Genomic DNA, 25,535 nt, shown 5'->3' on the forward strand with positions numbered 1-25,535 from the left:
TATGCCGATATACCCCCATAACGCGGACCGCTTTAGCGGGGGAGCGGTCAGATGGCGGTGGCGCCGCCGTCGATGAACAGGATCTGGCCCGTCATGTACGCCGACGCCGCACTGGCCAGGAAGACCGCCGGCTGGGCCATCTCCTCCACGGTCCCCCAGCGCCGCATCGGCACGGAGCCGACCGTGGCCGCACTGGCCGCCTCGTCTTCCCAGAGGTTGCGGTTGAGCTCCGTGGCCGTCCAGCCGGGGCACAGGGCGTTCACCCGTACGCCGGCCTGCGCCCATTCCACGGCGAGCGTCTTGGTGAGCGCCACCAGCCCCGCTTTGGCGGCGGCGTAGGGGGCGAGGAAGGGCGCGCCGAGCGCGGCCACCGACGCCACGTTGATGACCGACGCGCCGCCCCGCTCCAGCAGGTGCGGTGCGGCCGCGTGGCAGACGACCATGGCGGAGTCCAGGTTGAGCCGCATGAGCTTGTCCCAGCCGGACAACCGCAGGTCCTTGAACTCGACCATGAAGTTCGAGCCGCCGGCGTTGTTGACCAGGATGTCGAGGCGGCCGAGCGCGTCGACGGCAGCCGCCACGGCGCCGGCGGCGGCGTCGCGGTCGGTGAGGTCGGCGGGGATGACGACGGCCCGCCGGCCCAGCGCCTCGATCTCCTTGCCGACCTCGGCGAGGCTCTCGGCGGACCGGGACACGAGCGCGACGTCGGCGCCCGCCTCGGCGTAGGCGAGTGCGATGGCCCGCCCGATCCCCTTCGACGCCCCGGTGACAAGGGCCTGCTTCCCACTCAGATCGAACGCGCCCACGCCGCCGCCTCCTTAGTATCCCGGCCAGAACCGAACAATATTCTAACCATGCGAGCGCGGGGATAGGGCAGTGCCGGTGCGAGGGCCCCCCACGCCCCCGCACCGGCACGTGCTCAGAAGAAGAAGCCGAAGAAGTCGTCCAGACCGCTCTTGTCGAACCAGCGGGTGACGCCGGCACCCGTCTCGGCGATCGTGCCTGTCCGCGTGTTCTCCGGTTCGATCTTCTCCGGCCGGAAGATCTGCTTCTCACCCTGGCCGGAGCCACCGGGCCGCATCCGCGGCGGCGGACCGTCCGGGTACATCCGGCCGTCCCGGTAGACCGTGTAGGACTGAGTCGGCTGAATGGTGCCGTCGTTGCGGTAGACCTGCCCAGGCCGTGGCTGCATCGGCTGCCTGCTGTCCCTGGGCGGGGTCTGCCGCTGGGTGGCCCGGTGGCTGGTCGGCCGCTGCGCCGGACGCTGCCGCGCCCGCTGGATCCCGCTGGGGATCCGGCCGGCCCGCCTGTTGCGCGCCCTCGCCGCCTGCGCGGCCCGCCTGGCCGCCCGCGCGTCGGCGGCCTTCCTCCTCGCCTCTCTTCTCGCCGCCGCCGCGGCCCGCCGCTGGGCTCTGGCCGTGGCCGCCTTCCTGGCCCTTTCCGCCGCCTTTCTCCTGGCCTCCGCCTGGAGGCGCCTCCTGGCCGCCGCGGCGGCCCGCTTACGCGCCGCTTCCGCGGCCCGCTTCCTGGCCGCCTCCGCCGCCCGCCTCCTGGCCTCGGCGGCAGCGCGCCGCCGGGCCGCCGCGATCGCGGCCCGCCTGGCCGCCGCCCGGGCCGCCGCGATGGCCGCCCGCCTGGCGGCGGCCATCGCCAGTCTCCTGGCGATGATCTGGGCCGCGATCCTGGCCGCGATGGCGGCGGCGAACCAGAACAGCTGCCCGTCGGGGTCGGTCATGGTGACGGGGCTGTTGTTGGCGTAGGCATAGGCGTTGAGCTGCTGCGGCTCCGACTCCTCGATCACGGGGTCGACCGACAGGAATCGCCCGTGCTTGGGGTCGTACTCGCGGGCGCCCAGGTGGACGAGCCCGGTCGTCGGGTCCTGCGTGCCTCCGACGAACGCGCGCTGCCCGGGCCAGAACGCCGGTGGCGAGCCCCGGTTCTCACCGAAGGGGGTCAGCCTGCGTACGGCCAGCTCGCCGGTCCCGGCGTTCACCGCCGCCTGGGCCGTGCCCTGGTGGTCGCCGGCCAGGAAGTACACCTGGTTGTCCGGCGTGCGTACCGCGATGGCCTGGTCGTTGATGGTGTAGTAGCGGGTCTGCTCGACGGCGTCCTTGGCGAAGTCGAAGCGCAGCTCCATGTCGTCGATGTAGAGCGTGGCATCGGCCGGCGTCTTACGGATCAGCCGGTCGCCGTCCGCGCTGTAGACGAACGACGTCGTCTTGCCCGCCTCCGTCACCGACTCCAGGTTGCCCTCGGCGTCCCAGACCAGGCTCTGGTCCGAGGTGCCGATCTTGCGCCTGGTGGTGTTGCCTGCCGCGTCGTACGCGAACAGGTCCGACCCGACGCTCTGCAGCGCGTGCGGCTGCTTGGCGCCCGGCGCGGGGTAGGTGTAGTCGCGCACGGTCTGGCCCGCGCCGCCCCAGGCGTGCCTGGTCTCCTTGATCCGGTTGCCGGTGGAGTCGTAGGCGTAGCCGACCGCGTACGGGGCCACGCCGCCGATCTTGTCCGACTGCGGGCTGCCGCTCGCGCAGTCGTCGGTTGCGGTCCAGGCCGAGGTCAGGCGGCGCAGGTGGTCGTAGGTGAAGCACTGCGTGTCCTGGCCGCTCGCCCGGTCAGCGATCTTGGTGATGTTGCCGACGGCGTCGTAGGTGTAGGCGAGGTCGAGGTCGGTCGCGGCGGCGGCCTCCCGGTCCAGCCGCATGCTGGTCAGCCTGCGGGTGGTCTCGTCGTGGGTGTAGGTGAGCCAGGTCTTCCTGCCGCCGGTGCCCAGCTCGTACTGCAGGGTCTCGCCGAGCTTGGAGTAGCGGGTCGCGGTCACGTACGACGACAGGCCGGTGACCTTGGTCGGCTGGCTCTGCTCGTCGTAGGTGTAGACGACCGACTCCTCGGCCAGGCCGCCGCCCGCCGGGAAGCTGACCGACTGGACCTGGTCGTCGAGCGTGTAACGGGTGTTGAGGATGTACGAGCCGGCCAGCTTGCCCTCCCGCTCGGGGATGGTGACCGTCTGGCGCAGCGTGCGGTAGTGGGAGTCGATGGCGTTGATCTCGGCCTTGTACGCCTGCCCGCCCACATAGCGGATGCTGGCGTTCATGTGGCCCTTGGCCAGCCCGTCGTACGTCCACTCGGCCAGCAGCGGCCCGGTCGCGGAGCCGTCACGCAGCTCCTTCTTGCGGCCCAGCTCGTCGTAGACGTACCACAGGGTCCTGCCGCGGGCGTCGGTGGTGCTGACCAGCTCGTCCGCGTCGTTGTAGGTCATGGTGGTGACGCCCTTGTCGGGGTCCTCCGCCTTGATCTGCCGCCCGCGCAGGTCGTAGTGGTGGCGCCACACGTTGCCGGCGTGGTCGGTCACCGTGGACAGCCGTCCGGCGTGGTCGTAGGTGTACTTGGTGGACTCGTACTCGCCGGTCGGGGTGGCGCCCTTGTACTGGCGCAGCTCGATGAGCCGGTCCTCGGCGTCCCCGATGCGGGTGGTGGCGGTGCCGCCGGGCGGCGGCGTCACGTGGATCCGGTCGCCTTCCTGCACCGTGCTGACCCGGTACTTCTCCACGCCCTTCGCCTTGAGGATCTGGGCGTTGACGTCCCCGGTGCCGTCGAAGGCCGACACGACCTGGGTGGGCACGGCGGCGTCGGCGACCGCGAGCAGGTCGGTGGACGGGACGCCGGTGGCGAAGTAGCCGGTGTTGGCCTTGCTCTGCTGGCCCTGCGAGTTGTGGAAGGTGTCGGTGATCGTGCGCCCGTCGCGCAGCGCCGGGTCCTGCGTCTGGTCGTCCCTGGGCGCGGGCTCCTGGGTCTGGCGCTCGCGCATCAGGCCGTCGTACAGCTCGTGGCTGGCGGAGTAGGTACCGTCGGCGTTCAGCGTCTTGGTGGTGACGACGCTGGGGCCGTCGGTGCGGATCACGTAGGAATACTCGGTGCTGGGCGACTGGTTGGCGGCCTTGCTGCGGTCCGGCTGCCAGACCTTGGTCAGGCGGCCGAGCGCGTCGTACTCCAGGTCGATGCGGCGGTTGTTCGCGTCAACCTCGGCGACCGGCTCGCCCCAGGCCGGGTTGACCAGGGTGCGCTCGATGTGGCCGAGCTGGTTGGTCTGCGTGATCTCGGTCGGCGGCGCCCCCGCGGCGGGGGTGTAGGTGGTGGTGGACTTGGTGCCGACCGCGTCGGTCTCGCTGGTCTCGCGGCCATAGGCGTCATAGGTGTGGGTGCTGTCGGTGATCGTCGCGCCGTCCCCGGAGACGAGCTGCTGGACCGAGGTCACGTCGCCCTTGCTCGGGGCCTGGCCGAACGCCTGGCCGTCGTACCCGACCTTCTCGTCGGAGATCACCTCGCCGGCGGCCAGCGTGGACACGGCGGTGCCGCAGCTCGCTGACACCTTCTGGATGCGGCTGGTGTAGTCGAGCATCCAGCTGGCGTCGTTGCGGGCGTAGGTGTAGCGGACGCACTGGTCGTCGTCGGCAGTGGCCAGGTCGCCCTTCTCCTCGACCTGGGTGAGCAGGCCCTTGGCGTCGTACGCGCGTTCCTCGCCGGTACGCCGCCACGTGCCACCGGCCATCGCGGTCCGGGTCACCATGGACTTCGGCTCGACCAGGTGCGCGACCTTGGTCACGCCCCCTTGCGTGGACTCGGCGGTCTTCAGCGACCACGGCTGCTCGACGGTCGCGGTCAGGATGGCGCCGCCGTCCCCGTCGTAGGTGATCTCCTCGCGCTCGAGCCCGGAGTACTGGTCGAGGTCGTCCACCGTGCCGCCCTCGGAGTCGGCCACCTGCGCGGTGCGCTTGGAGCCGTCGGCCTGCTTGTCGCCGTGCATGCCGCGGAAGTAGCGGAACTCGGTGAGCGTGCGCTTGGTGTCCTGCCCGTCGCCCTCGCGGACCCGCACCCGGCCGAAGCCCCGGAAGTCCGACCACGTGCGGTGCTCGGGCTTGACGAGGATGTTCTCGGCGTAGTGCCAGGCGGCGCCGTCCAGGTATTCGTAGCTGGTGACCACGCCGGGCGAGCCCGCGACGCGGTCCACCTCGATGGTCTGCGCGACCACGTACTTGTGGAACCAGTCGGTGACCTCCGGCTCGGCCGGCGGCGACCAGCGCTGCGGGAAGCACAGCCGGTTGTTCTTGTCGGCCGTCGGCACGTCGCCCGGCTTGCAGTCGGCGGGGGCGTAGTTCACGCGCAGCTCACCGCCGGACTCGTTGTTGACGGCCTGGACGCGCCACTTGACCAGCGGGGCGCGGCCCTCATTGGCGTCCACCCGGTTGGGCAACTGGACGCCTGCGAACGTGACCTTGGGCAGCGTGATCGTGCCGCCCACGTGGCCGGTCTGCTGGACCGAGGCCAGCCACAGCGAGGGGCTGAGGCCATCGCCCGTCGCGGGGAACTGGTGGGTCAGCGTCCAGGAGTCCACCGGGTTGTACACGCCGGAGCCGTTGTTGATCTGCGTGGTGACCTTGGTCAGCCGCTTGCGCGTGAAGAACGTCGGCGCCAGCCGGTCGGTGCAGGTCGTGCCGGCGTTGCAGATCTGGTCGAACGGCACGTCCGGCCAGTGGCTCGCGGTCTCCTTCTTGAGCTGGTCGGGGGCGCAGGTGATGGTGCCGCTGGGCAGGCAGCGCTCGGCCACCTCGAACACCACGCGGGCCGCCGGGGCCTTGGTGAACAGCTCGTTCTGCAGGTAGCCGTAGTCGATACGGGTGAGGTAGGCGCCGCGTACGTACGAGGTGCCCAGCTCGGGCTTCATGTTGCGGCCGTAGTAGTTGGTCTCGCGCTCGTACCAGTAGGTAGTGGCATTGCCGTGGGTGTCGACGGAGTAGTCGAGGTTCCACCGGTAGGCCTGCTGGCACCACGCGTTGGCCGGGGTGCTGGAGTAGCAGGGCTCGCCGCTGTTGTTGCCGAACACCGGCGCCGTCTGGACCGACTTGGTCTCCGGCTTGCCGCTCGCCCAGCCGGGCAGGCGGTTCAGACCGAAGGTGTACTGGGTGCCGTCGGCGGTGGTGACGCGCCAGTATTCGCCGTTGTTGTCGCCGTTCGTGGCACCGGTGAGGTATTCGATCCTGGTGCCATCATCGCGTTTCGGACGCCACTGCTTGGTCGTGGCGTCCTTGATCAGCTCGATGGCCGAGTTGCCGAGCGACAGGGTGGCGTTGTCCTGGTCCCAACACAGGTCGCCGGTCTTCTTGCCGTCGATCATGCAGGACTTGTAGCGGCGCTCGATGTAGCCGCTGGGGTTGAGCTCGAAGCCCTCACCGGCCCAGGACGCCTGGTTGTTGGTGGAGACGGTGCGGCCGTCCACGCTCTGGGAGGAGTAGCCGAGGGAGAGCTCCGGCTCGTCACCGCCCAGCGCGGGTGGCGTACGCAGGTCGTAGCCCCAGGTGAAGTCGCCGCTCTGGGTGCCGACGCTCCAGTCGGCGGAGGGGGCCAGTGAGGTGGCCGAGTGGTCGCCGGAGGGGCCGGAGGCGGCGGCCGTCAGGGCGTAGACGGCACCGGTCTCGACCTCGGCGGTCAGCGTGCCGTTCTTGGGGTTGTTCTCGCTCTTCACCGGCTCCGGCTGCGGGCAGTCCGCGGTGGCGGTGGCGGCCTTGACCCCGCACTCCGCCAGCTTGACCATCCGGAGGCGGGCGCCGTAGTCGCCGCCGTAGGCGTAGCGGAAGCCGGAGTAGTCGATCTCCAGGCGGGTCTTCGCCGCCGCCTTGGCCGCCGCGACGCCCTGGCCAGGCGACACGCGCATCGCCAGGCCGAGCCGGTCGGTGTCGAGCAGCTCCACGCTCACCGGGTCGGCCGCGGCCTTGGCCTCGCCCTTCTGCGGGGCCAGCCGGACGGGGAAGCCGTCCGCCAGAGTGGTGGCGGAGGCGCCGCCCAGCTCCGCCTTCTGCTGCCTGGGCCAGGTGATGCCTGGTGGCGCCTTCCACGCCTGTTTCTGCACGGGATCGGCGATCGGCGGCAGGACCGGCACCTTCGTGCCCTTGACGGGGGCTTCCTTCTGCGTCGAGGGGGCCGGGCGGGAGGCGGCCGAGGCGGGCATCGCGTACGCCAGGGGCACCACCAGGACGATCGAGAGGACGGCCGCCAGCCGGCGCGGCCAGGGGGATTCGGGCTTGGCTTCCCGGAATCGGTTCCAGGAGGAGTCGGGAAGGTCGGGTTCGTCGGGTTGATGAGGTCGGTTCCAACGGGATTCGGGCAGCTCTAACTCACTCGGCAGGTCCATGAACCTCTCCCAGTCGGGGGTGCTGGTCGGGAACTACTGGGCTGCTGTTACGGGGCCCGATTACCGGGCCCGATTACTGGGCTGCTAGTTGGGCGATCTGCTCGGCGCTCAGCACGCCGTCGTAGGTGCGGACGTCATCGACGGCGCCCGGCCAGTAGCCGGTGAGCAGGCCCGCGGACTTGGTACGGCCCACGTGCAGCGGGCCAGTGGCGCTCCATTTGCTGACGTGGCTGGTCACGGTCGTGGTGGACAGGCGGCCGTTGACGTAGATGCGGAGTTGGCCGGCCAGTGGGTCGTACACGCCGGCCACGTGGGTCCACTCCAGCGGGTTCGGGATGGCGTCCGAGCGGGTCCGCACGAGGGCCGCCGCGTCGGTGTCGTCGGCCGCCATCCCGAACACCCACCGCCCCTGCGCGCTGTCGTAGCCCAGCTGGAACCCGGCGGCCCTCGTGCCCGTCTGGGCGACCGCGGCGGCGTCACCGGAAGGCAGGTAGTCGAGCTGGGTCCACAGGGCGACGGTGAACCCGGTCCCGGTGGACACGGCGGGCTTGGCCGCCTCGGCGGCGCCGTTGACGCCGTCGAGCGCGAGTGCGCCGTCCAGCCAGCCGGCCGTCCACGAGGCGCCGCCCACCAGGGCGGCCGGCGTGGCCCGGCCGGAGGAGTCGGCGGCCGAGTAGCCGGACTCCTCATCCAGCTTCCAGTGGCCGACCAGCGTGGCGGCGCTGTTGACCAGGTCGGCGACCTCGTCGGCGAACATGGCCCGGCCGTAGATCCGCACGTCGTCGACGTCGCCCGGCCAGAACTCGGCCGCGGCTCCGTTGACCTTGCCACGGCCGATCGTGAGCGGGCCGGTGGCGTTCCACGGCTGGGTGAAGGCCACCGTGGACTCCAGGCGGCCGTTGACGTAGAGCGAGATCTGGCCGGCCGCCGCGTCGTAGACGCCGGTGAGGTGGGTCCACTCGTTCAGCCGCGGCGCGGCGGCCGACAGGGCGCGCACGGTCGCGGCACCGTCCGCGTCGGCGGTGGGACGGGTCAGGGCCCAGCGGTCGTCGGCCTTGGAGTACTGCAGCGCGAACGCCCCGGCCCTGCCGCCTTCCTGGGTGACGACCGTGGCCGAGCCGGTGGTGGCGGTCAGGCGGGCCCAGGCGGTGACCGTGACGTTGCGCGCGGTGTCGGCGACGGGACCGGCGGTCTGGGCATAGGCGTTGGCCAGCTTGAGTCCCGCACCGGTCTTGCCGGTCGTCCACGTGGCGCCGTACAGCGTGGCGGGATTGGCGTTCGCGGCGTCGCCGGCCACTGTGCCCCCGCCCTCGTCCAGGGCCCAGTGGCCGCTCGGAGCCGTGCCCGCGTTGACGTTGAACACGTACGTGCGGATCGGGCCGAGCTGCCCCGCGCGGTCCTTGCTGCGCACCGACAGGACGTTGGGGCCGTCGTGGCGGGGCGTGAGCTGGATCGTGGCGGTGCCGTCAGGGCCGGGTGCCACCTGCGTGGCGGGCGTGGTGTCGAGCCCGTAGACGTAGGCCGCCACGTCGGTGACGCCGTTGGGCGCGAACGTGAACGCGCCCGCCAGGCCCACGCCGTCACTCCAGGTGTTCTCGGCGTACTGGGACGAGGTGACCTGCGGCTCCTTGCCGGGCGCGGTGGCGTCCACGGTGGCCTCGCACCACGGGCCCCACGCACTGTCGGCCTTGCCGTCCTGCGCGCGCACCCGCCAGCGGATCAACGCGCCGTCGGCGTACGCGCCCTGCGGGACGGTCGCGGAGAACGCGGTGCCGCTCGATCCCAGAGCCGTGACGTACTCGCCCAGCTTCACCCCTGCGGCCGACCACCACTCGAAGTGGCCCTTGACCGAGTTGTCGGCGTCCTTCAGCCTGGCCCAGAGCTTCGGCGTGGTGGTGCTGATGATCGGCCGCGTGTCGCCCGAGCCGCACGCGCCGCCCGGGTCGGACCACGCGTCGGCGGCGAGGGGAGCGGTGGGGATGGAGTTGTACTCGATGACCAGGCTCGGGTTGTTCCTGAACTTCTTCCAGGCGTAGACGTCGGTCTCGCTGGTGGCATAGAGACCGATGGTCGCGGTGGGCCACTTCTTGGCGGCGGCGTCGGCGATCCACGACGTGACGTCGAACTCCACGCCGCCGGGCAGGCAGGCCGAGCCCCAGCCTTTGGCCACGTTCACCGTGGAGAGCAACCTGGACTTGGCCGGCGGGTTGTTCCAGGTAGTGCTCTTGCTGATCGCGCCGGTCCCCCAGGCCTCCACCTTGCGGGCACTGCACGAGTACGACCAAGTCTCGTACGTGCGCAGTGTGGCCTTGATGATCTGCTTGCCGTGGATGGTAGAGCCGGTGGCCATCTGGAAGAACGAGCGATTCGTCTGGGTGGAGCTGATGTGGCCGACGCGGGCGACGTCGCTGGAGTTGAGGTAGTTGGAGTTGGGCCAGTTGCTCCAGACCGCCGTCCACGAGCCGCGGGCGGCCGAGAAGTACGGGTCCAGATAGACGGGGAACTTCGTCTTCGGGTCCGCCAGCATCCTCTGATCCGGCTTGAGCCTCAGGTGCCGGCCTGAGACCTCCACGCCCATCGCGGCCTCGCGAGCCTCCGGGGAGCGGCCCTCCTTGAGCGCCTGCGGGCTCGTGATGCCCTCGGAGTCCCACATCTTGGGGGTGGGCGCGACGAAGATCGTGCCGCTCTTCGCGTCCACGGCCTCAAGGTTGCCCGCCTTGTCCGACTTCACCGACAGGCCGTGGGAGGAGAGCGGGAACGTCAGCTCGGTCAGGCTCGCCGCGGCGGCCCGCGACTTGACCACCAGGACGTGGGAGAAGCCGTCCACGTCCGCGGTGACCTGGAGGTCCACGCCCGGCATCACCTCGGGGTAGGTGGCGGTGTCGCCGTTGAGCGTCGGCACGGGCAGCGTGCCCGGCCAGCCGATCTCCAAGGCCTTGGCGCCGCGCGACAGCCGGGCGAGCCTGGCGTCGCCGCCGCCGGAGAACCTCAGCCCAACGGCCGCGGCGACCGGCTCCACCGCCCCGTCCGGGCGCCGACGGAGCGTGGTGTCGACAGGGGTCCACCGGCCGTTCTGGCGGACGCGTACCGGGCGGACGTGCTGCTCCAGGGTGTAGGTGCCGTCGGGCCTGGCGAAGACCTGGCGGATCTCGCTCGTCAGCGCCGCCACCTCGACGGGCCGGTTGTCCCGCCGGGCCAGAGCCGCGGCGTCCCGCTCCGGCGAGACGACAGTGGCCGGCGGCGTGTCCGCGGCGGCGACCGGTGCTAAGGGGATCATCACGATCGGGAACGCCAACGCCGCCGCACTCAGAACACGCACAACCCGCATCTGTCCTCGCCCATGGTGAGCTGGGGTTACGCGCGGGACGGAGGACCGCCCGGCGTTTCCACGATCTTCGGTTGACGATCGGATTGTCACTCCGGTCACGGCAGCGGTCCAGAGTTTTGCGCATTCTGCTCAAAAAATCCTTCAACGCCCCGATTTAGGCGGAAATATCCGTCAGACCGCCGTCGGGAGCGGCCACGCCGCCGGATTGACGCGCTTGACGATCTCGTTCAGCGCGATCCGCACGTACGGCTCCCCGACCCACAGGTGCTTGGCCCCGTCCACCCCGACGACCTCGGCCTGCGGCACCCGCGCGAACCGCCTGCGGGCCTCTTCAGGTCGCAGGTAGTCGTCGAACTCCGGAACCAGTGCCGTCAGCGGCCGCCCGAACCGCGCCCACGCGTCCAGATCGTCGTCTGTGGCCCTGTGCAGCGGCGGCGACAGCAGGATCGCGCCCTCGACCAGCGGGTCGTGGGCCCACTTGAGCGTCAGCTCGGTCCCGAACGACCAGCCGACCACCCAGACGTGCGGCAGGTCGTGGTATTCGGCGTATTCCAGCGCCGCCGCGACGTCGAACCGCTCCCCCTCACCACCGTCGAACGTGCCCTCCGAGGTGCCGCGCTCCGACGAGGTGCCCCGGGTGTTGAAGCGCAACACGGCGAGGTCGGCGAGCGCCGGCAGGCGGTTGGCGGCCTTCTTGTAGACGTGGCTGTCCATGAAGCCGCCGTGAGTGGGCAGCGGGTGCAGGGTCACCAGCGTCGCCACGGGCGGCCGGTCCTCCGGCAGGGCCAGCTCGCCGACCAGGGTCAGGCCGTCACCCGTGTGCAACTCGATCGGCTCACGCCTGGCCGGCAGCACGCTCGCCGCACGAATTTCCACCTCTTGGGGGTCCCTTTCAATAGCGACTGCGGCCGGGGCCGCGGTCCAGTCTCTTGCGCCAGCATGCCTGATGCCAGTGGCGGCGATCCTCGTCGCCTCCCGCCCAGGCGGGCCAGGCCACGAGGTGCGGCTGACCGCGGCGGATCTCCTGGTCACAGCCGGGACAGCGGTAGTCCTTGGTCGAGGAGGCGCCGTTGAGCATGCGGACCTTCCACTCGCCGTCCGGCCATTCCTCCACCTTGTCCAGGCCGGTCGGGAAGCCGAAAGGGCGGGAGGACTCCCTGCGGCGGGCCCGTCGAGGGCTCATCCTGTGCCGTATGCAGACCGTTCGAACGCCATGCGTCCAGTTTTCCAGAGCCGCTAAGGTGGGTCGTCATGCGGCTGGTCATTGCGCGATGCAGCGTGGATTATGTTGGACGGCTCACGGCGCACTTGCCGATGGCGCCGAGGCTCGTTCTGATCAAGGCGGACGGCAGCGTGAGCATTCACGCCGACGACCGCGCCTTCAAGCCGCTCAACTGGATGAACCCGCCGTGCAAGCTCAAGGAGGACGGCGGCACCTGGACGGTCACCCACGGCAAGACCGGCGAGAAGCTGGTCCTGACCATGGCCGAGATCCTCCACGACTCCAGCCACGAGCTGGGCGTCGACCCGGGGCTGATCAAGGACGGCGTGGAGGCGCACCTGCAGGAGCTGCTCGCCGAGCACATCACGACGCTGGGCGAGGGATATTCGCTGATCCGGCGGGAGTACATGACGGCGATCGGGCCGGTGGACATCCTCTGCCGCGACGCGCTGGGTGCGACCGTGGCGGTGGAGATCAAGCGGCGCGGGGAGATCGACGGTGTGGAGCAGCTCACCCGATATCTCGAGCTTCTCAACCGGGACCCGCTGCTCGCCCCCGTCCGCGGCATCTTCGCCGCCCAGGAGATCAAACCCCAGGCGAAGGTGCTCGCTGTCGATCGCGGCATCGACTGCGTCACGCTCGACTACGACACCCTCCGCGGCATCGAACCCGAAAACCCAACCCTCTTTTGATTTTTTACGCGGTGACGTGGTCCGCCAAACGCCGTACTTTGGCTGAGGGCCCTCCAGGGGAACGGCCTCTGACCCTTCAGTGGTGACTCGCCGTTACGCGAGCCCATGGTCACCGGGTGCGGGGTTCACCTTGACCCGGAACTAGTAAGCATGGGCTTACCCGTCTATCGTGGCGCCATGGGCACGCTCACGTTCGACTCATTCGATCCGGCGACCGGCGCGGTCGTCGGCAGCCACCCCAACCAGGGGTCCGACGCCGTTCACGAGGCCGTCGGACGGGCCGATGAGGCGGCGGCTTGGTGGGCCGGGCTGGGGCATGAGGAGCGCCGACGCCGTCTGCTCGACTACAAGGCCGTGGTTACCCAGCATCTGAGAGAGCTCGCCACGCTGGTGCACCAGGAGACCGGCAAGCCGGTGGGCGACGCCACGCTGGAGATCGTGCTGGCGATCACTCATATCGACTGGGCGGCCCGCAACGCGCGGAAGGTGCTCGGCCGCCGCAGGGTCGGCACCGGGATGATCGGGCTCAACCTGGCCGCCACGCTCGAATACCTGCCGCTGGGCGTGGTCGCCGTGATCGGCCCGTGGAACTACCCTGTCTTCACCCCCATGGGCTCCATCGCGTACGCGCTCGCGGCGGGCAACGCGGTCGTTTTCAAGCCGAGCGAGCTGACCCCCGGCGTGGGCGTGCGGCTGGCGGAGTTGTTCGCCGAGTCGGTGCCCGAGCACCCGGTGTTCCAGGCCGTCACCGGGCTGGGTGAGACGGGCGCGGCGCTGGCGGGCGATCCGCGGGTGCGGAAAGTGGCGTTCACCGGCTCCACCGCCACGGCCAAGCGGGTCATGGCGGCCTGCGCCGAGAACCTCACCCCGATCGTGGCCGAGTGCGGCGGCAAGGACGCGTTCATCGTGGACGCCGACGCCGACGTGGCAAGGGCCGCGGACGCCTGCCTGTGGGGCGCGATGTCCAACGCCGGGCAGACGTGCGTGGGCGTGGAACGTGTTTACGTGGTGGACGCGGTCTATGAAAGTTTCATGCGCGAGTTGTCCGGCCGAGTGGCCAAGGTGCGGGCCGGCGAGGACTACGGGCCGATCACGATGCCGGGCCAGGTGGACATCATCAAGCGGCACATCGACGACGCCGCCAAGTCGGGCAAGGTCATCGCGGGTGGCCCCGCCTCCGTGCGTGCGCCGTACGTGGACCCGGTGATCGTCGAGGACGTGCCCGAGGACTCCCCCGCGGTCCGCGAGGAGACGTTCGGGCCGACGATCACCGTCCGCCGCACCCGCGACGCCCACGAGGCGCTCCAGCTGGCCAACGCCTCCGCCTACGGCCTGGGTGGGACGGTCTTCTCGAAGAACGCGCGCCGGGCCATGGAGCTGGCCCGCATGATGCGCAGCGGGATGACGGCCATCAACTCGGTCATCTCCTTCGCCGGTGTCCCGGCCCTGCCGTTCGGCGGCGTGGGCGATTCGGGGTTCGGGCGGATTCATGGAGCCGACGGTCTGCGCGAGTTCGCCAGGCCCAAAGCGATCTCCCGGCAGCGGTTCGCGATGCCCGGAATGAACCTGACATCGTTCGCGAGAGGGCCCGCCGAGCTTGACCGGCTGATCAGGCTCGTCACGTTCTTGCACGGCCGACGTAAAAGATAATCTTCTTACCCTTTCCCAAAACGGATCGATCCGTCCATAATTGTGTGCTCTGGGGGCCACGATCATGTTGGACGGGTGGATAGTGAACCGGTCTTACCGGGGAATGTCGGCTGAGCAAAGGCTGGCGGACAGACGGGAGCGGCTGATGACGGCCGCCTACACGCTATACGCGAAGCCGGGTTTCGCGGCGACGACCATCGAAAGGCTGTGTGCGGAGGCGCGGATCTCCAACCGCGCCTTCTACGAATGTTTCGGCAGCCAGGAGGAGTTGCTTCAGGCGGTCCACGAGCGGTGCGTGGAGGAAAGCCTGGCCGTCGTGACCAAAGCGGTGCAGGAAGCGCCGGACACGCTCGACGGAAGGGTCACGGCGGGGATTCGCGCCTATATCGAGTTCATCGCGGCCGACCGGCGCCGGGCCCTCATCATGCACGTGGAGGTACGCAGGTCAGGAGACATCCTGACGACGTCGCGCCAGCGGGCCATAGAGGGTTTCGCCCGGCTCGTGCAGGAGGCCTCGGCCGATTTCCCCTCGGCCGAGCCGCTGAATCGGCGGCTCGTCGCGCTCGGCGTCGTTGGCGCGTTACAAGAGTTGCTCATCGAATGGCTGCTCACCGACGACCAGCCCCCCGTCGACGAACTCGTGGACACGGCCGTGCACATCTTCATCCGGAGCTTGAGCACCCCCGACACAGCCGGTTGATGCGCCGGGCGTTATGTGTCATACACGCAGCGGATAAATCCGCTTTCGATGTTGTTTTCAGTGTCATAGCTCACAGATGCGTACCACCCGTAATCTACATTTTGTCTAAGTCGGGAAAGAGCGGGCAACGGCTGATCGTCGCCCGCTCCGATATGTCATCTCAGGCCACCGCGGCCGCCGGAGCCTCCACATGCAGCACCCGATTCAGCCGGGTCACCGCCAGGATCCGCATGATCCGCGGTGGCACCCCCTGAAGAACAAGGCGACGTTGCACGCTCAGCGCGCGCCGATGCGCTCCCACAAGCACCCCGAGACCGGTCGCGTCGATCATCTCCAGCTTGGAGAGATCCAGGATCAAGTCGCCTTCACCGGAGTCGAGCGCCTGGTGCAGCCGCTCGCGCACCCCCGCCGACGTGCCGGCGTCGAGCCTGGCCCCGATCCGCACCACCTGAGCCCTCGGATTGCCACGGACGCGCATGCCACCTCCTCATTCACACACACAACGTGACCACACCCCCGCGTGATGCACCCGCCGAGATGGACCCCCTGCATGACACCTCTACCCACGCAGCGGCAATGACACGACCGCCGTGAGCAGGAACTCTCCGTCGCCCGTCGGATGGGCGGCCAGCTTGCCGCCCACGGCGGCCACCCGCTCCCCCATGCCCGTCAGGCCGGTCCCCAGGTCATCGGCCTGCCGCCGGGCCACGCCGTCGTTGCGTACGCGCAGCTCCGCCTCGTCCTCGGTGAAGCGGATGGTGATGTCGCAGAACGTGGCGGTGCTGTGCTTGAGCACGTTCGTGGCCGCCTCGCGCACCACGTAGGCGAAGACGGGGGCCACACCATCGGGCAGATCGCGGTAGGGCAGGTGCACCTCGCAGCGGACACCGGCCGCTTCGAGCACGCCCTTCACGCTGTTCAGCTCGGCGGCCAGGTCGAGCTCGCGGTAGCCGCGTACGGCCTCGCGCAGCTCGCGCAGGGCCGTCCTGGTCAGTGTGTTGATCTCGGCCATCTCGGCCTTGGCCGCCGCCGGTTCGGCGTCGGACAGGCGCACGGCCAGCTCGGTCTTGACCGCGATGGCCGACAGCTGATGCCCCACGAGGTCGTGCAGGTCCCTGGCGAAGCGCAACCGCTCCTCGGCCAGCGCCAGCCGCGTGTGCGCCTCACGGCCTTCGTGAGCCTGCACGGCCAGCCTCCAGATCCACACCCACATCCGGCCGGACGGCGGCAGTATCACGCACCAGATCCCGTACAGCAGAACGTAGTAGATCAGTGTCCCGAGGACAGGAACGTCGAGGGCCATGACGCTCACCCCCGTCGCCACGCCGAGCATGCCCAGCGCGACGCACGCCACGAGCGTCCCGAGCGACTGGAGGAGGACCGTCCGTCTGGAGACGCCGAGCGTCGCGAGATACAGCCAGCACATCGGCGCGAACCCGAAGCCGAACGGGTCGGCTCCGCCCACGCCGGCCGCGATCAACGCGAGGACCGCCGCCCACACCACCTCCTCGGTGGGATAGCGGCGGTCCAGCACGGCGTCGATGATGCGCCGGCCAAGCCACGTGAAGCAGACCGTGGCGATCAGCGCGGGCACGAGACGCCACCACTGGAGCTTCCCTTCGCCGACGCCGGCGAGGACCCCGGCCGCGATGAGGAACCACATGAGGGCGAGGCCCAGAACCAGCGTCACCCAGGTGAGGCGCCGTGCCCGCGCGATCTCGTCCATCTACCGGGCGCGCAATACGTCGCCGAGCTTCACCCGGGCGCCCGTCCGCAGCACGGCCCGCTCGTACACCTTGGCGCCGAAGGCCAGCACCGCCACCACCGCCACGACCATGCCGGCCATGGAGAGCCCCGCCTGCCACAGCGGCACCTCGGCCGCGGCCATCCGCACCGGCATGATCATCGACGAGAACGGCGGCACGTACGACACGACCGTGGCGAACGTGCCCGTGGGATCGCTGGTGGCGTAGAAAGCGACGAAGTAGGTGGCCATGATGAGCATGGTCAGCGGCGTCATCACGGTGTTGACCTCCTCCTGGCGCGAGACCAGCGAGGCGAACGCGGCCGACAGCGTGGCGAAGAAGGCGTATCCGAGCACGAACCAGACGATCACCCCGGCCACCAGCCCCGCCATGCCGGGCGGGAAGTCCGCGGCGGCTCCGGAGAACACGGCCGCGCCGAGGCCGACGGTCAGGATGGTGACCAGGTTGATCAGGCCGACCACACCGAGTCCGATGATCTTGCCGCCGAGCAGCTGCCACGGCCGCAGGGTGGAGAGCAGGATCTCCACGATCCTGCTGCCCTTCTCCTCCACCACGCCCATGGCGACCATCATGACCTGGCCGAAGAGCATCATGAAGAGCACGACGACGAGCACCACGGCGATCCCGGTGCGCGCCGACTCGTAGCGGGTGTCCGCGCCCACGGACTCCATCTGCAGCGGCGGGATCGACACGCCCACGGCGCCGAGCCGCACCTCCCGGTTGACGCTCTGCATGAGCACGCCGAGCTGGCCGTCGATCTCTCCGTCCGTGAGCACCTTCGTGCCGTTGACCAGCACCGCGTCCACGTCCCCATCGAGTACGGCCTGCGTGGCCGCCGCCTCGTCGGGGAAGGAGCGCCACTCGAACGTCGCCTCCGGCGCGGCGGCCTGCAGCGGCAGCTGCTGGGAGTTGACGGTGCCGAGGGTGTAGGAGTCGGAGCCGCCCAGCAGCTTGGGTGCGAAGGAGACCGCCGCCACCAGCAAGGCCGTGATGACCAGGCCGATGACGAACGCCTTCGTGCGGACCTGCGTCACGATCTCCCTGCGGGCGACCAGCATCAACCCGTTCACGCCACGGCCTCCTTGAAGATCTCGGTGAGGGTCGGCTGCTCGACCCCGAAGTGCTCCACGTGTCCCGCCTTCATGGCGCGGCGCAGGATCTCCTGGTCGTCCCTGTCCGACGTGCCCGAGTCCGGCACCCTGTCCGACGTACGCAGGACGTGCCGGTTGCCGCTCACGGTGACCGTGCCCGGCAGGCCGTCCGCCCAGCCCGGGGCGGGATCGCGGACGACGACCCGCAGCGTGCTGCCCTCGCCCGCCCGCAGGTCGGCCACCGTGCCCGTGGCCACCACCCGGCCCGCCGAGACGATGCCGACCGAGTCGCACAACCGCTCGACCAGCTCCAGCTGGTGGCTGGAGAAGATCACCGGCACTCCGCCCCTGCTCCGCTCCTGCAGCGCCGTGGCCAGCGCGTCCACCGCGATCGGGTCGAGCCCGGAGAACGGCTCGTCCAGCACCAGCACCTCGGGGTCGTGCACCAGCGCCACGGCCAGCTGCACGCGCTGCTGGTTGCCCAGCGAGAGCGCCTGCACCGCGTCGTTCCTGCGCTCGGCCACCCCGAGCCGCTCCAGCAGGTCGTCGGTGGCCTTCTTGGCGGCCTCCGCGCTCAGGCCGTGCAGGCGCCCGAAATACTCGATCTGCTCGGCCACTCGCATCTTCTGGTACAGGCCGCGCTCCTCCGGCATGTAGCCGAAGCGCCGCCGCCCGTCGTAGTCGAGCGGCTTGCCCTGCCAGCTCACCGCGCCGGAGTCGGCCTGGAGCACGCCCATGACGATGCGCATCGTCGTCGTCTTGCCGGCGCCGTTCGCGCCGACGAACCCGAACATCTCTCCCGGGCGCACGGTGAAGCTGATCCCATCCAGGGCGACCTTGCCGCCGGGGGCGTCGGGGCCGCCCGCGAAGCGCTTGCGCAGCTCGCTGATCTCGAGCATCAGGTCCTCTCCTTCGTCATGGATCCATGGTGGCGTTGGGCGGTTTGCCCTGGTAGTCGCGGAAATCACGGGCCCGATGTGGATCTCGCGTCCGATCCGGATGACATTTGTCATGAGTACGCTGATGCCATGACGCGCGCCGACAAGGACAAGCCGGTGGTCCTCTCCCGCATCTACACCCGCACCGGCGACGACGGCACCACCGCGCTGAGCGACATGAGCCGCGCTTCGAAGACCGATCCCCGGCTGGCCGCCTACGCCGACGTGGAGGAGGCCAACGCCCACCTGGGCGTTGCGATGTCGCACGGGACGCTGCCCGCCGATCTGGTGGAGGTCCTGGTCCGGATCCAGAACGAGCTGTTCGACCTGGGGGCCGACCTGGCCACGCCGGTCGTCGACGACCCGGAGTTTCCGCCGCTGCGGGTGGAGCAGCCGTACATCGACCGGCTGGAGGAGCAGTGCGACCGCTTCAACGCCGGCCTCAAGCCGCTGCGCAGCTTCATCCTGCCCGGTGGGGATCCGGCCACCGCGGCGCTGCACGTGGCGCGGGTCACCGTCCGCAGGGCCGAGCGTTCGGCCTGGGCGGCGCTGCAGGTGCACGACGACATGAACGCGCTGACGGCGAAATACCTCAACCGCCTGTCGGACCTGCTGTTCATCGCGTGCCGGGTGGCGCACGCGGGCAACGAGATCCTCTGGAAGCCCGGAGGGACGCGCTAAGCCACATCCAAATACGCGCTGGGCGGTGCGGACTCCAGCCAGGCCAGGAAGCCCGTCAGCGCGTCCGCGCTCATCGCGAGCGACACATCCTGCGTGCTCCCGCCGAAGTCCACCGCATAGAGCCCGTCGCCGAGCTCGCGACGGGCGGATACAACAAGGCCGCGCCTCGCAATCGCGTGGCGCGGCCTCAGTCGGACGCCCAGGAGGGGAATCCAATGGAGCTCCCCGTCGGCATAGCGGGCCACCCCGCTGCGCCAGGCGCGGCCCCCTACCCGAAGGCGACAGGGTACGCTCCCGCGCGAGCGGACCAGCATGAGAGCGCGCAACACCACGAGGGCGGCGAGCAGCACCAGGAAAGTCACAACCGTCGCTACCATGCCGCCCCCTGAAACGTGTTCTGCTATACCTCTTCGCCTGCGGCGCGCAGCCGGGCCCTGGCCCGCTTGGCCTCGATCGCCGCGTCGGCGTCTTCCTGGTTGGCCTCGATCGAGGCCTGGGCCCGGTCGAGAGCGTCGCGGGCAGCCGCGACGTCGACCTCGGAACCGAGCTCGGCCACCTCGGCGAGCACGGAGACCTCGTTGTCGGCCACGGAGATGAATCCGCCGTGGACCGCCGCCACGAGATCGCCCTCGCCTTCCCGCTTGACGCGCAGCACGCCGCCCTCGACGAGGACGCCGAGAACAGGTGCGTGTTGCGGCATAATACCGATCTCGCCGTCCACGGTCTTGGCAATCACCATGTCGGCCTCGCCCGACCAGATCTCACGCTCGGGTGAGACAACCCCTACGCGTAGCTTCGCCACTTTGTGTAGGTCCTTTCCGATCAGGTGATGGCGCGGCTTCGCAGGCCGCGCCATCACCGTGGGGCGATTAGCGACGCTCGAGTTCCTTGGCCTTCGCGATGGCCTGCTCGATGCCGCCGACCATGAAGAACGCCTGCTCGGGCAGGTGGTCGTACTCACCCGCGCAGAGGCCCTTGAAGGAGGCGATGGTCTCGTCGAGCGGCACGGTCTCGCCCGGCTGGCCGGTGAAGGCCTCGGCTGCGTACATCGGGTGCGACAGGAAGCGCTCGATGCGGCGGGCCCGCTGGACGGTGACCTTGTCCTCCTCGGAGAGCTCGTCGATACCGAGGATCGCGATGATGTCCTGGAGCTCGCGGTACTTCTGCAGGATCCGCTTGGTCTCCTGGGCCACCCGGTAGTGCTCCTCGCCCACGATCTGCGGGTCGAGGATCCGGGAGGAGGAGTCGAGCGGGTCCACCGCGGGGTAGATGCCCTTCTCCGAGATCGGCCGGGACAGAACGGTCTGCGCGTCGAGGTGCGCGAACGCGTTGTGCGGGGCCGGGTCGGTGATGTCGTCGGCGGGCACGTAGATCGCCTGCATGGAGGTGATCGAGTGACCACGCGTCGAGGTGATGCGCTCCTGGAGCACACCCATCTCGTCGGCCAGCGTGGGCTGGTAACCCACGGCGGACGGCATACGGCCGAGCAGCGTGGAGACCTCAGAACCGGCCTGCGTGAAGCGGAAGATGTTGTCGATGAAGAGCAGCACGTCCTGCTTCTGCACGTCACGGAAGTATTCCGCCATGGTCAGCGCCGACAGCGCGACCCGCAGACGGGTGCCCGGCGGCTCGTCCATCTGACCGAAGACGAGGGCGGTGTCCTTGAGGACGTTCGCCTCCTCCATCTCCAGCCAGAGGTCGTTACCCTCACGGGTGCGCTCGCCCACACCGGCGAAGCACGAGGTGCCACCGAAGTTGCGGGCGACCCGGCGGATCATCTCCTGGATGAGGACGGTCTTGCCGACGCCGGCACCGCCGAACAGGCCGATCTTCCCACCCTGCACGTAGGGGGTGAGCAGGTCGATGACCTTGATGCCGGTGACCAGCAATTCGGTGCGGGACTCGAGCTGGTCGAAGGCCGGGGACGGTCGGTGGATGCCCCAGCGCTCGTCGATCTTGAGCGATGCGGTCGGCACGTCGAGCGTCTCGCCCAGCGCATTCCACACGTGGCCCTTGACGACGTCGCCGACCGGCACCGAGATCGGGCCGCCCGTGTCAGTCACGGCCTGGCCGCGGACCATGCCGTCGGTGGGCTGCATGGAGATGGCCCGGACGAGGTTGTCACCCAGGTGCTGGGCGACCTCGAGCGTCAGGGTCTTGGTCTCGCCACCGAGGGTCACCTCGACCTTGAGCGCGTTATAGATTTCGGGCATCGCATCGACGGGGAACTCCGCGTCGACGACGGCGCCAGTGACGCGTGCCACGCGGCCGATGCCGGCCGCCGCGGCCTCTACAGTTTCAACAGCCTCTGCAGTCATTTCACTCTTTCCCCGCTGCGGCGTCAGCCAGCGCGTTGGCGCCACCGACGATCTCGCTGATTTCCTGGGTGATCTCGGCCTGGCGAGCCTGGTTCATCTGCTGGGTGAGCACCCGCATCAGCTCGTTGGCGTTGTCGGTCGCGGACTTCATCGCGCGCCGCCGCGCGGCCTCCTCGGAGGCCGCCGACTGCAGCAGCGCCGTGAAGATACGCGACTCCACGTAGCGCGGCAGCAGCGACTCCAGCACGTCGCCCGCGGTCGGCTCGAACTCGAAGTACGGCGGGATCGCGGTGGTCTCCGTCGCCTCGGTCTCCTCGACCTCCAGTGGCAGAACGCGCTTGACCACGACGTTCTGCGTGAGCATCGAGACGAACTCGGTCGAGACGATGTGGATCTCGTCGATCCCGCCGTCTTCCTTGAACGAGTCGATCAGCGTGGTCGCGATCTCCTTGGCGTCGGCGTAGGCCGGCTTGCGCGAGAACCCGACCCAGCTGCCGCCCATCTCCCGCTGGCGGAAGGTGTGCCAGGTGACACCCTTGCGCCCCGTGACGAACGGCAGCACGGTCAGCCCTCGGCTCTCCAGCAACCCCCGCAGAGCCTCGGCTTCGCGCAGCACGTTGGCGTTGAAGCCGCCGCAGAACCCGCTGTCGCTGGTGACGATGAGGACGCCCGCCTTGGCGGGGTTCTCCTTCGCCACGGTCAGCGGATGGTCGACGCTGGCCGCGTTGCTGACGACGCCGGTGACGGCGCGAGTGATCTCACGCTCGTACGGCAGCGCCGCCTGCATCCGCTGCTGCGCCCTCACGATCCGTGAAGAGGCGATGAGCTCCTGGGCGCGCGTGATCTTCGCGGTCGACTTGACCGAGTTGATCCGCCGCCGCAGCAGCCTTAGCTGGGCACCCATGTCCTACTTCTTCTCCGCCGGACGGACGACCTTCTTGATCTTCTCCTGGCCGACCTCGCCGGCCTCGAGCGGCGCCACCGGCTCGTCCTTGACCAGCAGCTCGCCCGAGGAGGTGGTGAAGCCCTTCTTGAACTCCGTGATGGCGTCCTTGAGAGCGGTCACCGTGTCGTCGGGCAGCTCCTTGGTCTCCCGGATGGTGTCGAGGATGCCCTTGTGCGAGGACTGCAGGTAGTCGAGGAACTCCGTCTCGAACCTGCGGACGTCCTCGACCGGCACCTCGTCGAGCTCGCCGGTGGTGCCGGACCACACCGACACGACCTGCTTCTCGACCGCGAACGGCAAGTACTGAGGCTGCTTGAGCAGCTCGACCAGGCGCTGGCCGCGGTCGAGCTGGGCGCGGGAGGCCGCGTCGAGGTCGGAGGCGAACGCGGCGAACGCCTCCAGGTCGCGATACTGGGACAGCGACAGCTTCAGCGTGCCCGCCACCTTGCGCATCGCCTTGACCTGCGCCGAGCCACCGACTCGGGAGACCGAGATACCGACGTTGATCGCCGGGCGCACGCCCGCGTTGAACAGGTCGGTCTCGAGGAAGCACTGCCCGTCGGTGATGGAGATGACGTTGGTCGGGATGAACGCCGACACGTCATTGCCCTTGGTCTCGATGACCGGCAGACCCGTCATCGAGCCGCCGCCCATGTCGTCCGACAGCTTGGCGCAGCGCTCCAGCAGCCTGGAGTGGAGGTAGAAGACGTCGCCGGGGAAGGCCTCGCGGCCCGGCGGGCGACGCAGCAGCAGGGACACGGCGCGGTAGGCGTCGGCCTGCTTGGTCAGGTCGTCGAAAATGATCAGAACGTGCTTGCCCTGATACATCCAGTGCTGGCCGATGGCCGAGCCGGTGTAGGGGGCAAGGTATTTGTAGCCGGCCGGGTCGGAGGCGGGGGCGGCGACGATGGTGGTGTATTCCAGCGCGCCTGCCTCCTCGAGGCGGGCCTTGACCTGCGCGATCGTGGAGCCCTTCTGGCCGATGGCGACGTAGACGCAGCGGACCTGCTGCTCGGGGTCGCCGGAGGCCCAGGCCTCGCGCTGGTTGAGGATGGTGTCCACGGCGATCGCGGTCTTGCCGGTGCCACGGTCACCGATGATCAGCTGGCGCTGGCCGCGGCCGATCGGCGTCATGGCGTCGATCGCCTTGATGCCGGTCTGCAGCGGCTGCTTCACCGGCTGCCGCTGGACGACCGAAGGGGCCTGGAGCTCGAGGGCACGCGTGCCCTCGGACTCGATGGCGCCCTTGCCGTCGAGCGGGTTGCCGAGGGGGTCGACCACGCGGCCGAGGAAGTTGTCGCCGACGGGCACGGACAGGACCTCGCCCGTCCTGCGGACCGTCTGGCCCTCCTCGATGCCGCTGAACTCGCCCAGGACCACGACACCGATCTCGCGGGTGTCGAGGTTAAGTGCCAGACCGCGCGTGCCGTTCTCGAACTCGAGCAGCTCGTTCGCCATCGCCGAGGGAAGGCCGGAGACATGGGCAATGCCGTCGCCGGCGTCGACGACGGTCCCGATCTCCTCGCGCGCGGCGCCTTCCGGTTCGTACGCCTGGACGAAGCGCTCAAGCGCGTCCCGGATCTCGTCCGGCCGGATCGTAAGCTCCGCCATCTCTACTCTGTCTCCCTATTCGCCTTAGCCGGCCAACCGGCGGCGGACTTCTTCGATTCGTCCCACAATGGTGGTGTCGATGATCTCGTCGCCGATGCGGACCGAGAACCCACCGAGCACTCGCTTGTCCACCTCGACATTCAGGTGCACGTCGCGACCGTATGAGGTGCGCAGCCACGCCGTCAGGCGGCGCTTCTGCTCCTCGGTCAGCTCGACGGCGCTGCGCACCACCGCCACAAGGCGCTGGCGCTGCGCGGACACGAGCTGACCGACCTCTTCCAGGCCTGTTTCCAGGCTACGCCCTCGCGGGTGCGCAACCAGCTGCGAGATGAGGCGCAGGCTGGTCGGAGCGACCTTGTCGCCGAGCAGGTCGCGCAGCAGCTGCCGCTTGCCCTCCTCGGGCGCCGCCGGATCGGTCAGCGCGAGACGCAGGTCGGCATTGGCGGCGACGATGCGGCCGAAGCGGAAGAGCTCGTCCTCCACCTCGTCGAGCCTGGACTGGCTCTCGGCCTCCGCCGCCGCGGCGACGACGCCGAGCCGTTCGAGCACGTCGGGCAGGTCACCCGCGCGCGACCACTTGGCCGAGACCGCGGCCTCGACGGTGTCCAGCGTGGCCTGAGCGACCTTGCCGGTGAGCAGCGCGCCCACCGTGCCCGTCTTCTGCTCGGCGAACCTGGCAGGGTCGGACAGGGCCCGGCGCAGGCCGTGCTCACGGTCGAGCAGATCCGTGACCGCGAACAGCTCGTCGGAGAGCGCACCGAGGTCGGCACTGCCGGCGACCGCGTTGAATCGCTCCTCGACCTCGGCCAGCGACGTCCTGCTCAAACCACGCATCAGCGCACCGCCTGCGCGCTGCCGGCTTCCAGCTCGTCGAGGAACCGGTCCACGATGCGGCTCTGGCGGACCTCGTCCTGCAGGGACTCGCCGACGATGCGGCCGGCCAGGTCGGTCGACAGGCGGCCGATCTCGGCGCGGAGCTGTGCGAACGCCGCCTGGCGGTCGGCCTCGATCTGCGCGTGCGCGGCCTCGACGAGGCGGCGGGCCTCGGCCTGCGCCTCCTCACGGAGCTCGGCCTTGATCTGCGCGGCCTGCTCGCGAGCCTCCTCGCGCAGCCTGGCCGCGTCCCGACGGGCCTCCTCCAGCTGCTCGGCGTAACGCTGCTGCAGAGCCTGGGCCTCGGCCTGGGCTTCCTCAGCCCTCTTGATGCCGCCCTCGATCGCGTCGGTCCGCTCGGCCAGCGTCTTCTGGATACGCGGGATGAGCATCCTGCCCACGACGAAGAAGACGACGGCGAACGCGAAGATGCCGACGACGAGCTCGTACGTGTGCGGGATGAGCGGATTGGCGTGCTCTTCCGGCGCGGCGAGGAGCGTAGCTGCCATGTACGTCATGAGTGCAGCCTTTCGTCA

20 protein-coding genes are annotated in these 25,535 nt (G+C 69.6%); 4 read left to right on the plus strand and 16 right to left on the minus strand.

The genetic code is table 11. The annotated features are described in order from the left end of the window. Positions 1 to 47: 47 nt before the first annotated feature. From Q9G87_RS22355 to Q9G87_RS22375, 5 genes are all read right to left on the minus strand, one after another. Positions 48 to 806 carry an SDR family NAD(P)-dependent oxidoreductase gene (locus tag Q9G87_RS22355; RefSeq protein ID WP_305918363.1) on the minus strand — a complete coding sequence of 253 codons (759 nt, stop codon included), beginning with the start codon at positions 804 to 806 and terminating at the stop codon, positions 48 to 50. Between the two features lie 113 nt (positions 807 to 919). Then, positions 920 to 7,183 (minus strand): RHS repeat domain-containing protein, encoded by a 6,264-nt coding sequence (locus Q9G87_RS22360; protein ID WP_305918364.1) that lies wholly within the window; start codon positions 7,181 to 7,183, stop codon positions 920 to 922. 73 nt (positions 7,184 to 7,256) lie between these two features. Further along, positions 7,257 to 10,511: a LamG-like jellyroll fold domain-containing protein gene (locus Q9G87_RS22365; RefSeq protein WP_305918365.1), complete on the minus strand. Its 3,255-nt coding sequence runs from the start codon at positions 10,509 to 10,511 to the stop codon at positions 7,257 to 7,259. Between the two features lie 171 nt (positions 10,512 to 10,682). Further along, a complete protein-coding gene (locus Q9G87_RS22370) occupies positions 10,683 to 11,387 on the minus strand; it encodes an alpha/beta hydrolase (RefSeq protein WP_305918366.1) in 705 nt (234 codons plus the stop codon). Between the two features lie 16 nt (positions 11,388 to 11,403). Then, entirely contained in the window at positions 11,404 to 11,694 is a 291-nt protein-coding gene (locus Q9G87_RS22375; protein WP_305918367.1) for an ATP/GTP-binding protein, read from the minus strand. A gap of 68 nt (positions 11,695 to 11,762) precedes the next feature. On the opposite strand from Q9G87_RS22375, the gene nucS reads away from it, so the two are divergent. From nucS to Q9G87_RS22390, 3 genes are all read left to right on the plus strand, one after another. Further along, positions 11,763 to 12,425, plus strand: coding sequence for an endonuclease NucS (gene nucS, locus Q9G87_RS22380; protein ID WP_305918368.1), 663 nt, complete (start codon positions 11,763 to 11,765; stop codon positions 12,423 to 12,425). A gap of 177 nt (positions 12,426 to 12,602) precedes the next feature. Then, a complete protein-coding gene (locus Q9G87_RS22385) occupies positions 12,603 to 14,075 on the plus strand; it encodes an aldehyde dehydrogenase family protein (RefSeq protein WP_305918369.1) in 1,473 nt (490 codons plus the stop codon). A gap of 145 nt (positions 14,076 to 14,220) precedes the next feature. Then, entirely contained in the window at positions 14,221 to 14,775 is a 555-nt protein-coding gene (locus Q9G87_RS22390) for a TetR/AcrR family transcriptional regulator (protein ID WP_305918370.1), read from the plus strand. Between the two features lie 160 nt (positions 14,776 to 14,935). Here Q9G87_RS22390 and Q9G87_RS22395 read toward each other — a convergent pair whose 3' ends face one another. The 4 genes from Q9G87_RS22395 to Q9G87_RS22410 form a co-directional block, all read right to left on the minus strand. Further along, positions 14,936 to 15,253, minus strand: coding sequence for an STAS domain-containing protein (locus tag Q9G87_RS22395; RefSeq protein WP_305918371.1), 318 nt, complete (start codon positions 15,251 to 15,253; stop codon positions 14,936 to 14,938). A gap of 81 nt (positions 15,254 to 15,334) precedes the next feature. Next, complete coding sequence (locus tag Q9G87_RS22400; protein ID WP_305918372.1) at positions 15,335 to 16,501, minus strand: sensor histidine kinase; 1,167 nt, start codon at positions 16,499 to 16,501, stop codon at positions 15,335 to 15,337. Next, the gene (locus Q9G87_RS22405) at positions 16,502 to 17,611 is read right to left on the minus strand and encodes an ABC transporter permease (protein ID WP_305918373.1); all 1,110 of its coding nucleotides are present in this window, start codon (positions 17,609 to 17,611) and stop codon (positions 16,502 to 16,504) included. Next, positions 17,608 to 18,531, minus strand: coding sequence for an ABC transporter ATP-binding protein (locus Q9G87_RS22410; protein ID WP_305918374.1), 924 nt, complete (start codon positions 18,529 to 18,531; stop codon positions 17,608 to 17,610). Before Q9G87_RS22410 ends, Q9G87_RS22405 begins: the two co-directional genes overlap by 4 nt. A gap of 129 nt (positions 18,532 to 18,660) precedes the next feature. Between Q9G87_RS22410 and Q9G87_RS22415 the strand changes: the two genes are divergently transcribed. After that, complete coding sequence (locus Q9G87_RS22415; protein WP_305918375.1) at positions 18,661 to 19,251, plus strand: cob(I)yrinic acid a,c-diamide adenosyltransferase; 591 nt, start codon at positions 18,661 to 18,663, stop codon at positions 19,249 to 19,251. Here Q9G87_RS22415 and Q9G87_RS22420 read toward each other — a convergent pair. The 7 genes from Q9G87_RS22420 to Q9G87_RS22450 form a co-directional block, all read right to left on the minus strand. After that, the gene (locus tag Q9G87_RS22420; RefSeq protein ID WP_305918376.1) at positions 19,248 to 19,628 is read right to left on the minus strand and encodes a DUF2550 domain-containing protein; all 381 of its coding nucleotides are present in this window, start codon (positions 19,626 to 19,628) and stop codon (positions 19,248 to 19,250) included. The two genes, Q9G87_RS22415 and Q9G87_RS22420, sit on opposite strands and share 4 nt — an antisense overlap. Before the next feature lie 23 nt (positions 19,629 to 19,651). Continuing rightward, entirely contained in the window at positions 19,652 to 20,053 is a 402-nt protein-coding gene (locus tag Q9G87_RS22425) for a F0F1 ATP synthase subunit epsilon (protein WP_138666580.1), read from the minus strand. 67 nt (positions 20,054 to 20,120) lie between these two features. After that, the gene (atpD, locus tag Q9G87_RS22430) at positions 20,121 to 21,569 is read right to left on the minus strand and encodes a F0F1 ATP synthase subunit beta (protein WP_305918377.1); all 1,449 of its coding nucleotides are present in this window, start codon (positions 21,567 to 21,569) and stop codon (positions 20,121 to 20,123) included. A gap of 1 nt (position 21,570) precedes the next feature. Then, positions 21,571 to 22,473: a F0F1 ATP synthase subunit gamma gene (locus Q9G87_RS22435; RefSeq protein ID WP_305918378.1), complete on the minus strand. Its 903-nt coding sequence runs from the start codon at positions 22,471 to 22,473 to the stop codon at positions 21,571 to 21,573. Between the two features lie 3 nt (positions 22,474 to 22,476). Further along, entirely contained in the window at positions 22,477 to 24,126 is a 1,650-nt protein-coding gene (gene atpA / locus Q9G87_RS22440) for a F0F1 ATP synthase subunit alpha (protein ID WP_305918379.1), read from the minus strand. A gap of 24 nt (positions 24,127 to 24,150) precedes the next feature. Further along, positions 24,151 to 24,960: a F0F1 ATP synthase subunit delta gene (locus tag Q9G87_RS22445; protein WP_305918380.1), complete on the minus strand. Its 810-nt coding sequence runs from the start codon at positions 24,958 to 24,960 to the stop codon at positions 24,151 to 24,153. After that, a complete protein-coding gene (locus tag Q9G87_RS22450) occupies positions 24,960 to 25,517 on the minus strand; it encodes a F0F1 ATP synthase subunit B (RefSeq protein ID WP_305918381.1) in 558 nt (185 codons plus the stop codon). The genes Q9G87_RS22445 and Q9G87_RS22450 overlap by 1 nt, the downstream gene beginning before the upstream one ends. Positions 25,518 to 25,535: the final 18 nt, after the last annotated feature.

This window comes from Nonomuraea turcica (assembly GCF_030718205.1).
Taxonomy (GTDB): domain Bacteria; phylum Actinomycetota; class Actinomycetes; order Streptosporangiales; family Streptosporangiaceae; genus Nonomuraea.

Excerpts from the sequence above, each read along its gene's own strand:
- Q9G87_RS22360 (WP_305918364.1), bottom strand. The coding sequence starts at position 7,183 with ATGGACCTGCCGAGTGAGTTAGAGCTGCCCGAATCCCGTTGGAACCGA.
- Q9G87_RS22365 (WP_305918365.1), bottom strand. The coding sequence starts at position 10,511 with ATGCGGGTTGTGCGTGTTCTGAGTGCGGCGGCGTTGGCGTTCCCGATC.
- Q9G87_RS22375 (WP_305918367.1), bottom strand. The coding sequence starts at position 11,694 with ATGAGCCCTCGACGGGCCCGCCGCAGGGAGTCCTCCCGCCCTTTCGGC.
- nucS (WP_305918368.1), top strand. The coding sequence starts at position 11,763 with ATGCGGCTGGTCATTGCGCGATGCAGCGTGGATTATGTTGGACGGCTC.
- Q9G87_RS22385 (WP_305918369.1), top strand. The coding sequence starts at position 12,603 with ATGGGCACGCTCACGTTCGACTCATTCGATCCGGCGACCGGCGCGGTC.
- Q9G87_RS22390 (WP_305918370.1), top strand. The coding sequence starts at position 14,221 with ATGACGGCCGCCTACACGCTATACGCGAAGCCGGGTTTCGCGGCGACG.
- Q9G87_RS22395 (WP_305918371.1), bottom strand. The coding sequence starts at position 15,253 with ATGCGCGTCCGTGGCAATCCGAGGGCTCAGGTGGTGCGGATCGGGGCC.
- Q9G87_RS22400 (WP_305918372.1), bottom strand. The coding sequence starts at position 16,501 with ATGGACGAGATCGCGCGGGCACGGCGCCTCACCTGGGTGACGCTGGTT.
- Q9G87_RS22410 (WP_305918374.1), bottom strand. The coding sequence starts at position 18,531 with ATGCTCGAGATCAGCGAGCTGCGCAAGCGCTTCGCGGGCGGCCCCGAC.
- Q9G87_RS22415 (WP_305918375.1), top strand. The coding sequence starts at position 18,661 with ATGACGCGCGCCGACAAGGACAAGCCGGTGGTCCTCTCCCGCATCTAC.
- Q9G87_RS22420 (WP_305918376.1), bottom strand. The coding sequence starts at position 19,628 with ATGGTAGCGACGGTTGTGACTTTCCTGGTGCTGCTCGCCGCCCTCGTG.
- atpD (WP_305918377.1), bottom strand. The coding sequence starts at position 21,569 with ATGACTGCAGAGGCTGTTGAAACTGTAGAGGCCGCGGCGGCCGGCATC.
- Q9G87_RS22435 (WP_305918378.1), bottom strand. The coding sequence starts at position 22,473 with ATGGGTGCCCAGCTAAGGCTGCTGCGGCGGCGGATCAACTCGGTCAAG.
- atpA (WP_305918379.1), bottom strand. The coding sequence starts at position 24,126 with ATGGCGGAGCTTACGATCCGGCCGGACGAGATCCGGGACGCGCTTGAG.
- Q9G87_RS22445 (WP_305918380.1), bottom strand. The coding sequence starts at position 24,960 with ATGCGTGGTTTGAGCAGGACGTCGCTGGCCGAGGTCGAGGAGCGATTC.
- Q9G87_RS22450 (WP_305918381.1), bottom strand. The coding sequence starts at position 25,517 with ATGACGTACATGGCAGCTACGCTCCTCGCCGCGCCGGAAGAGCACGCC.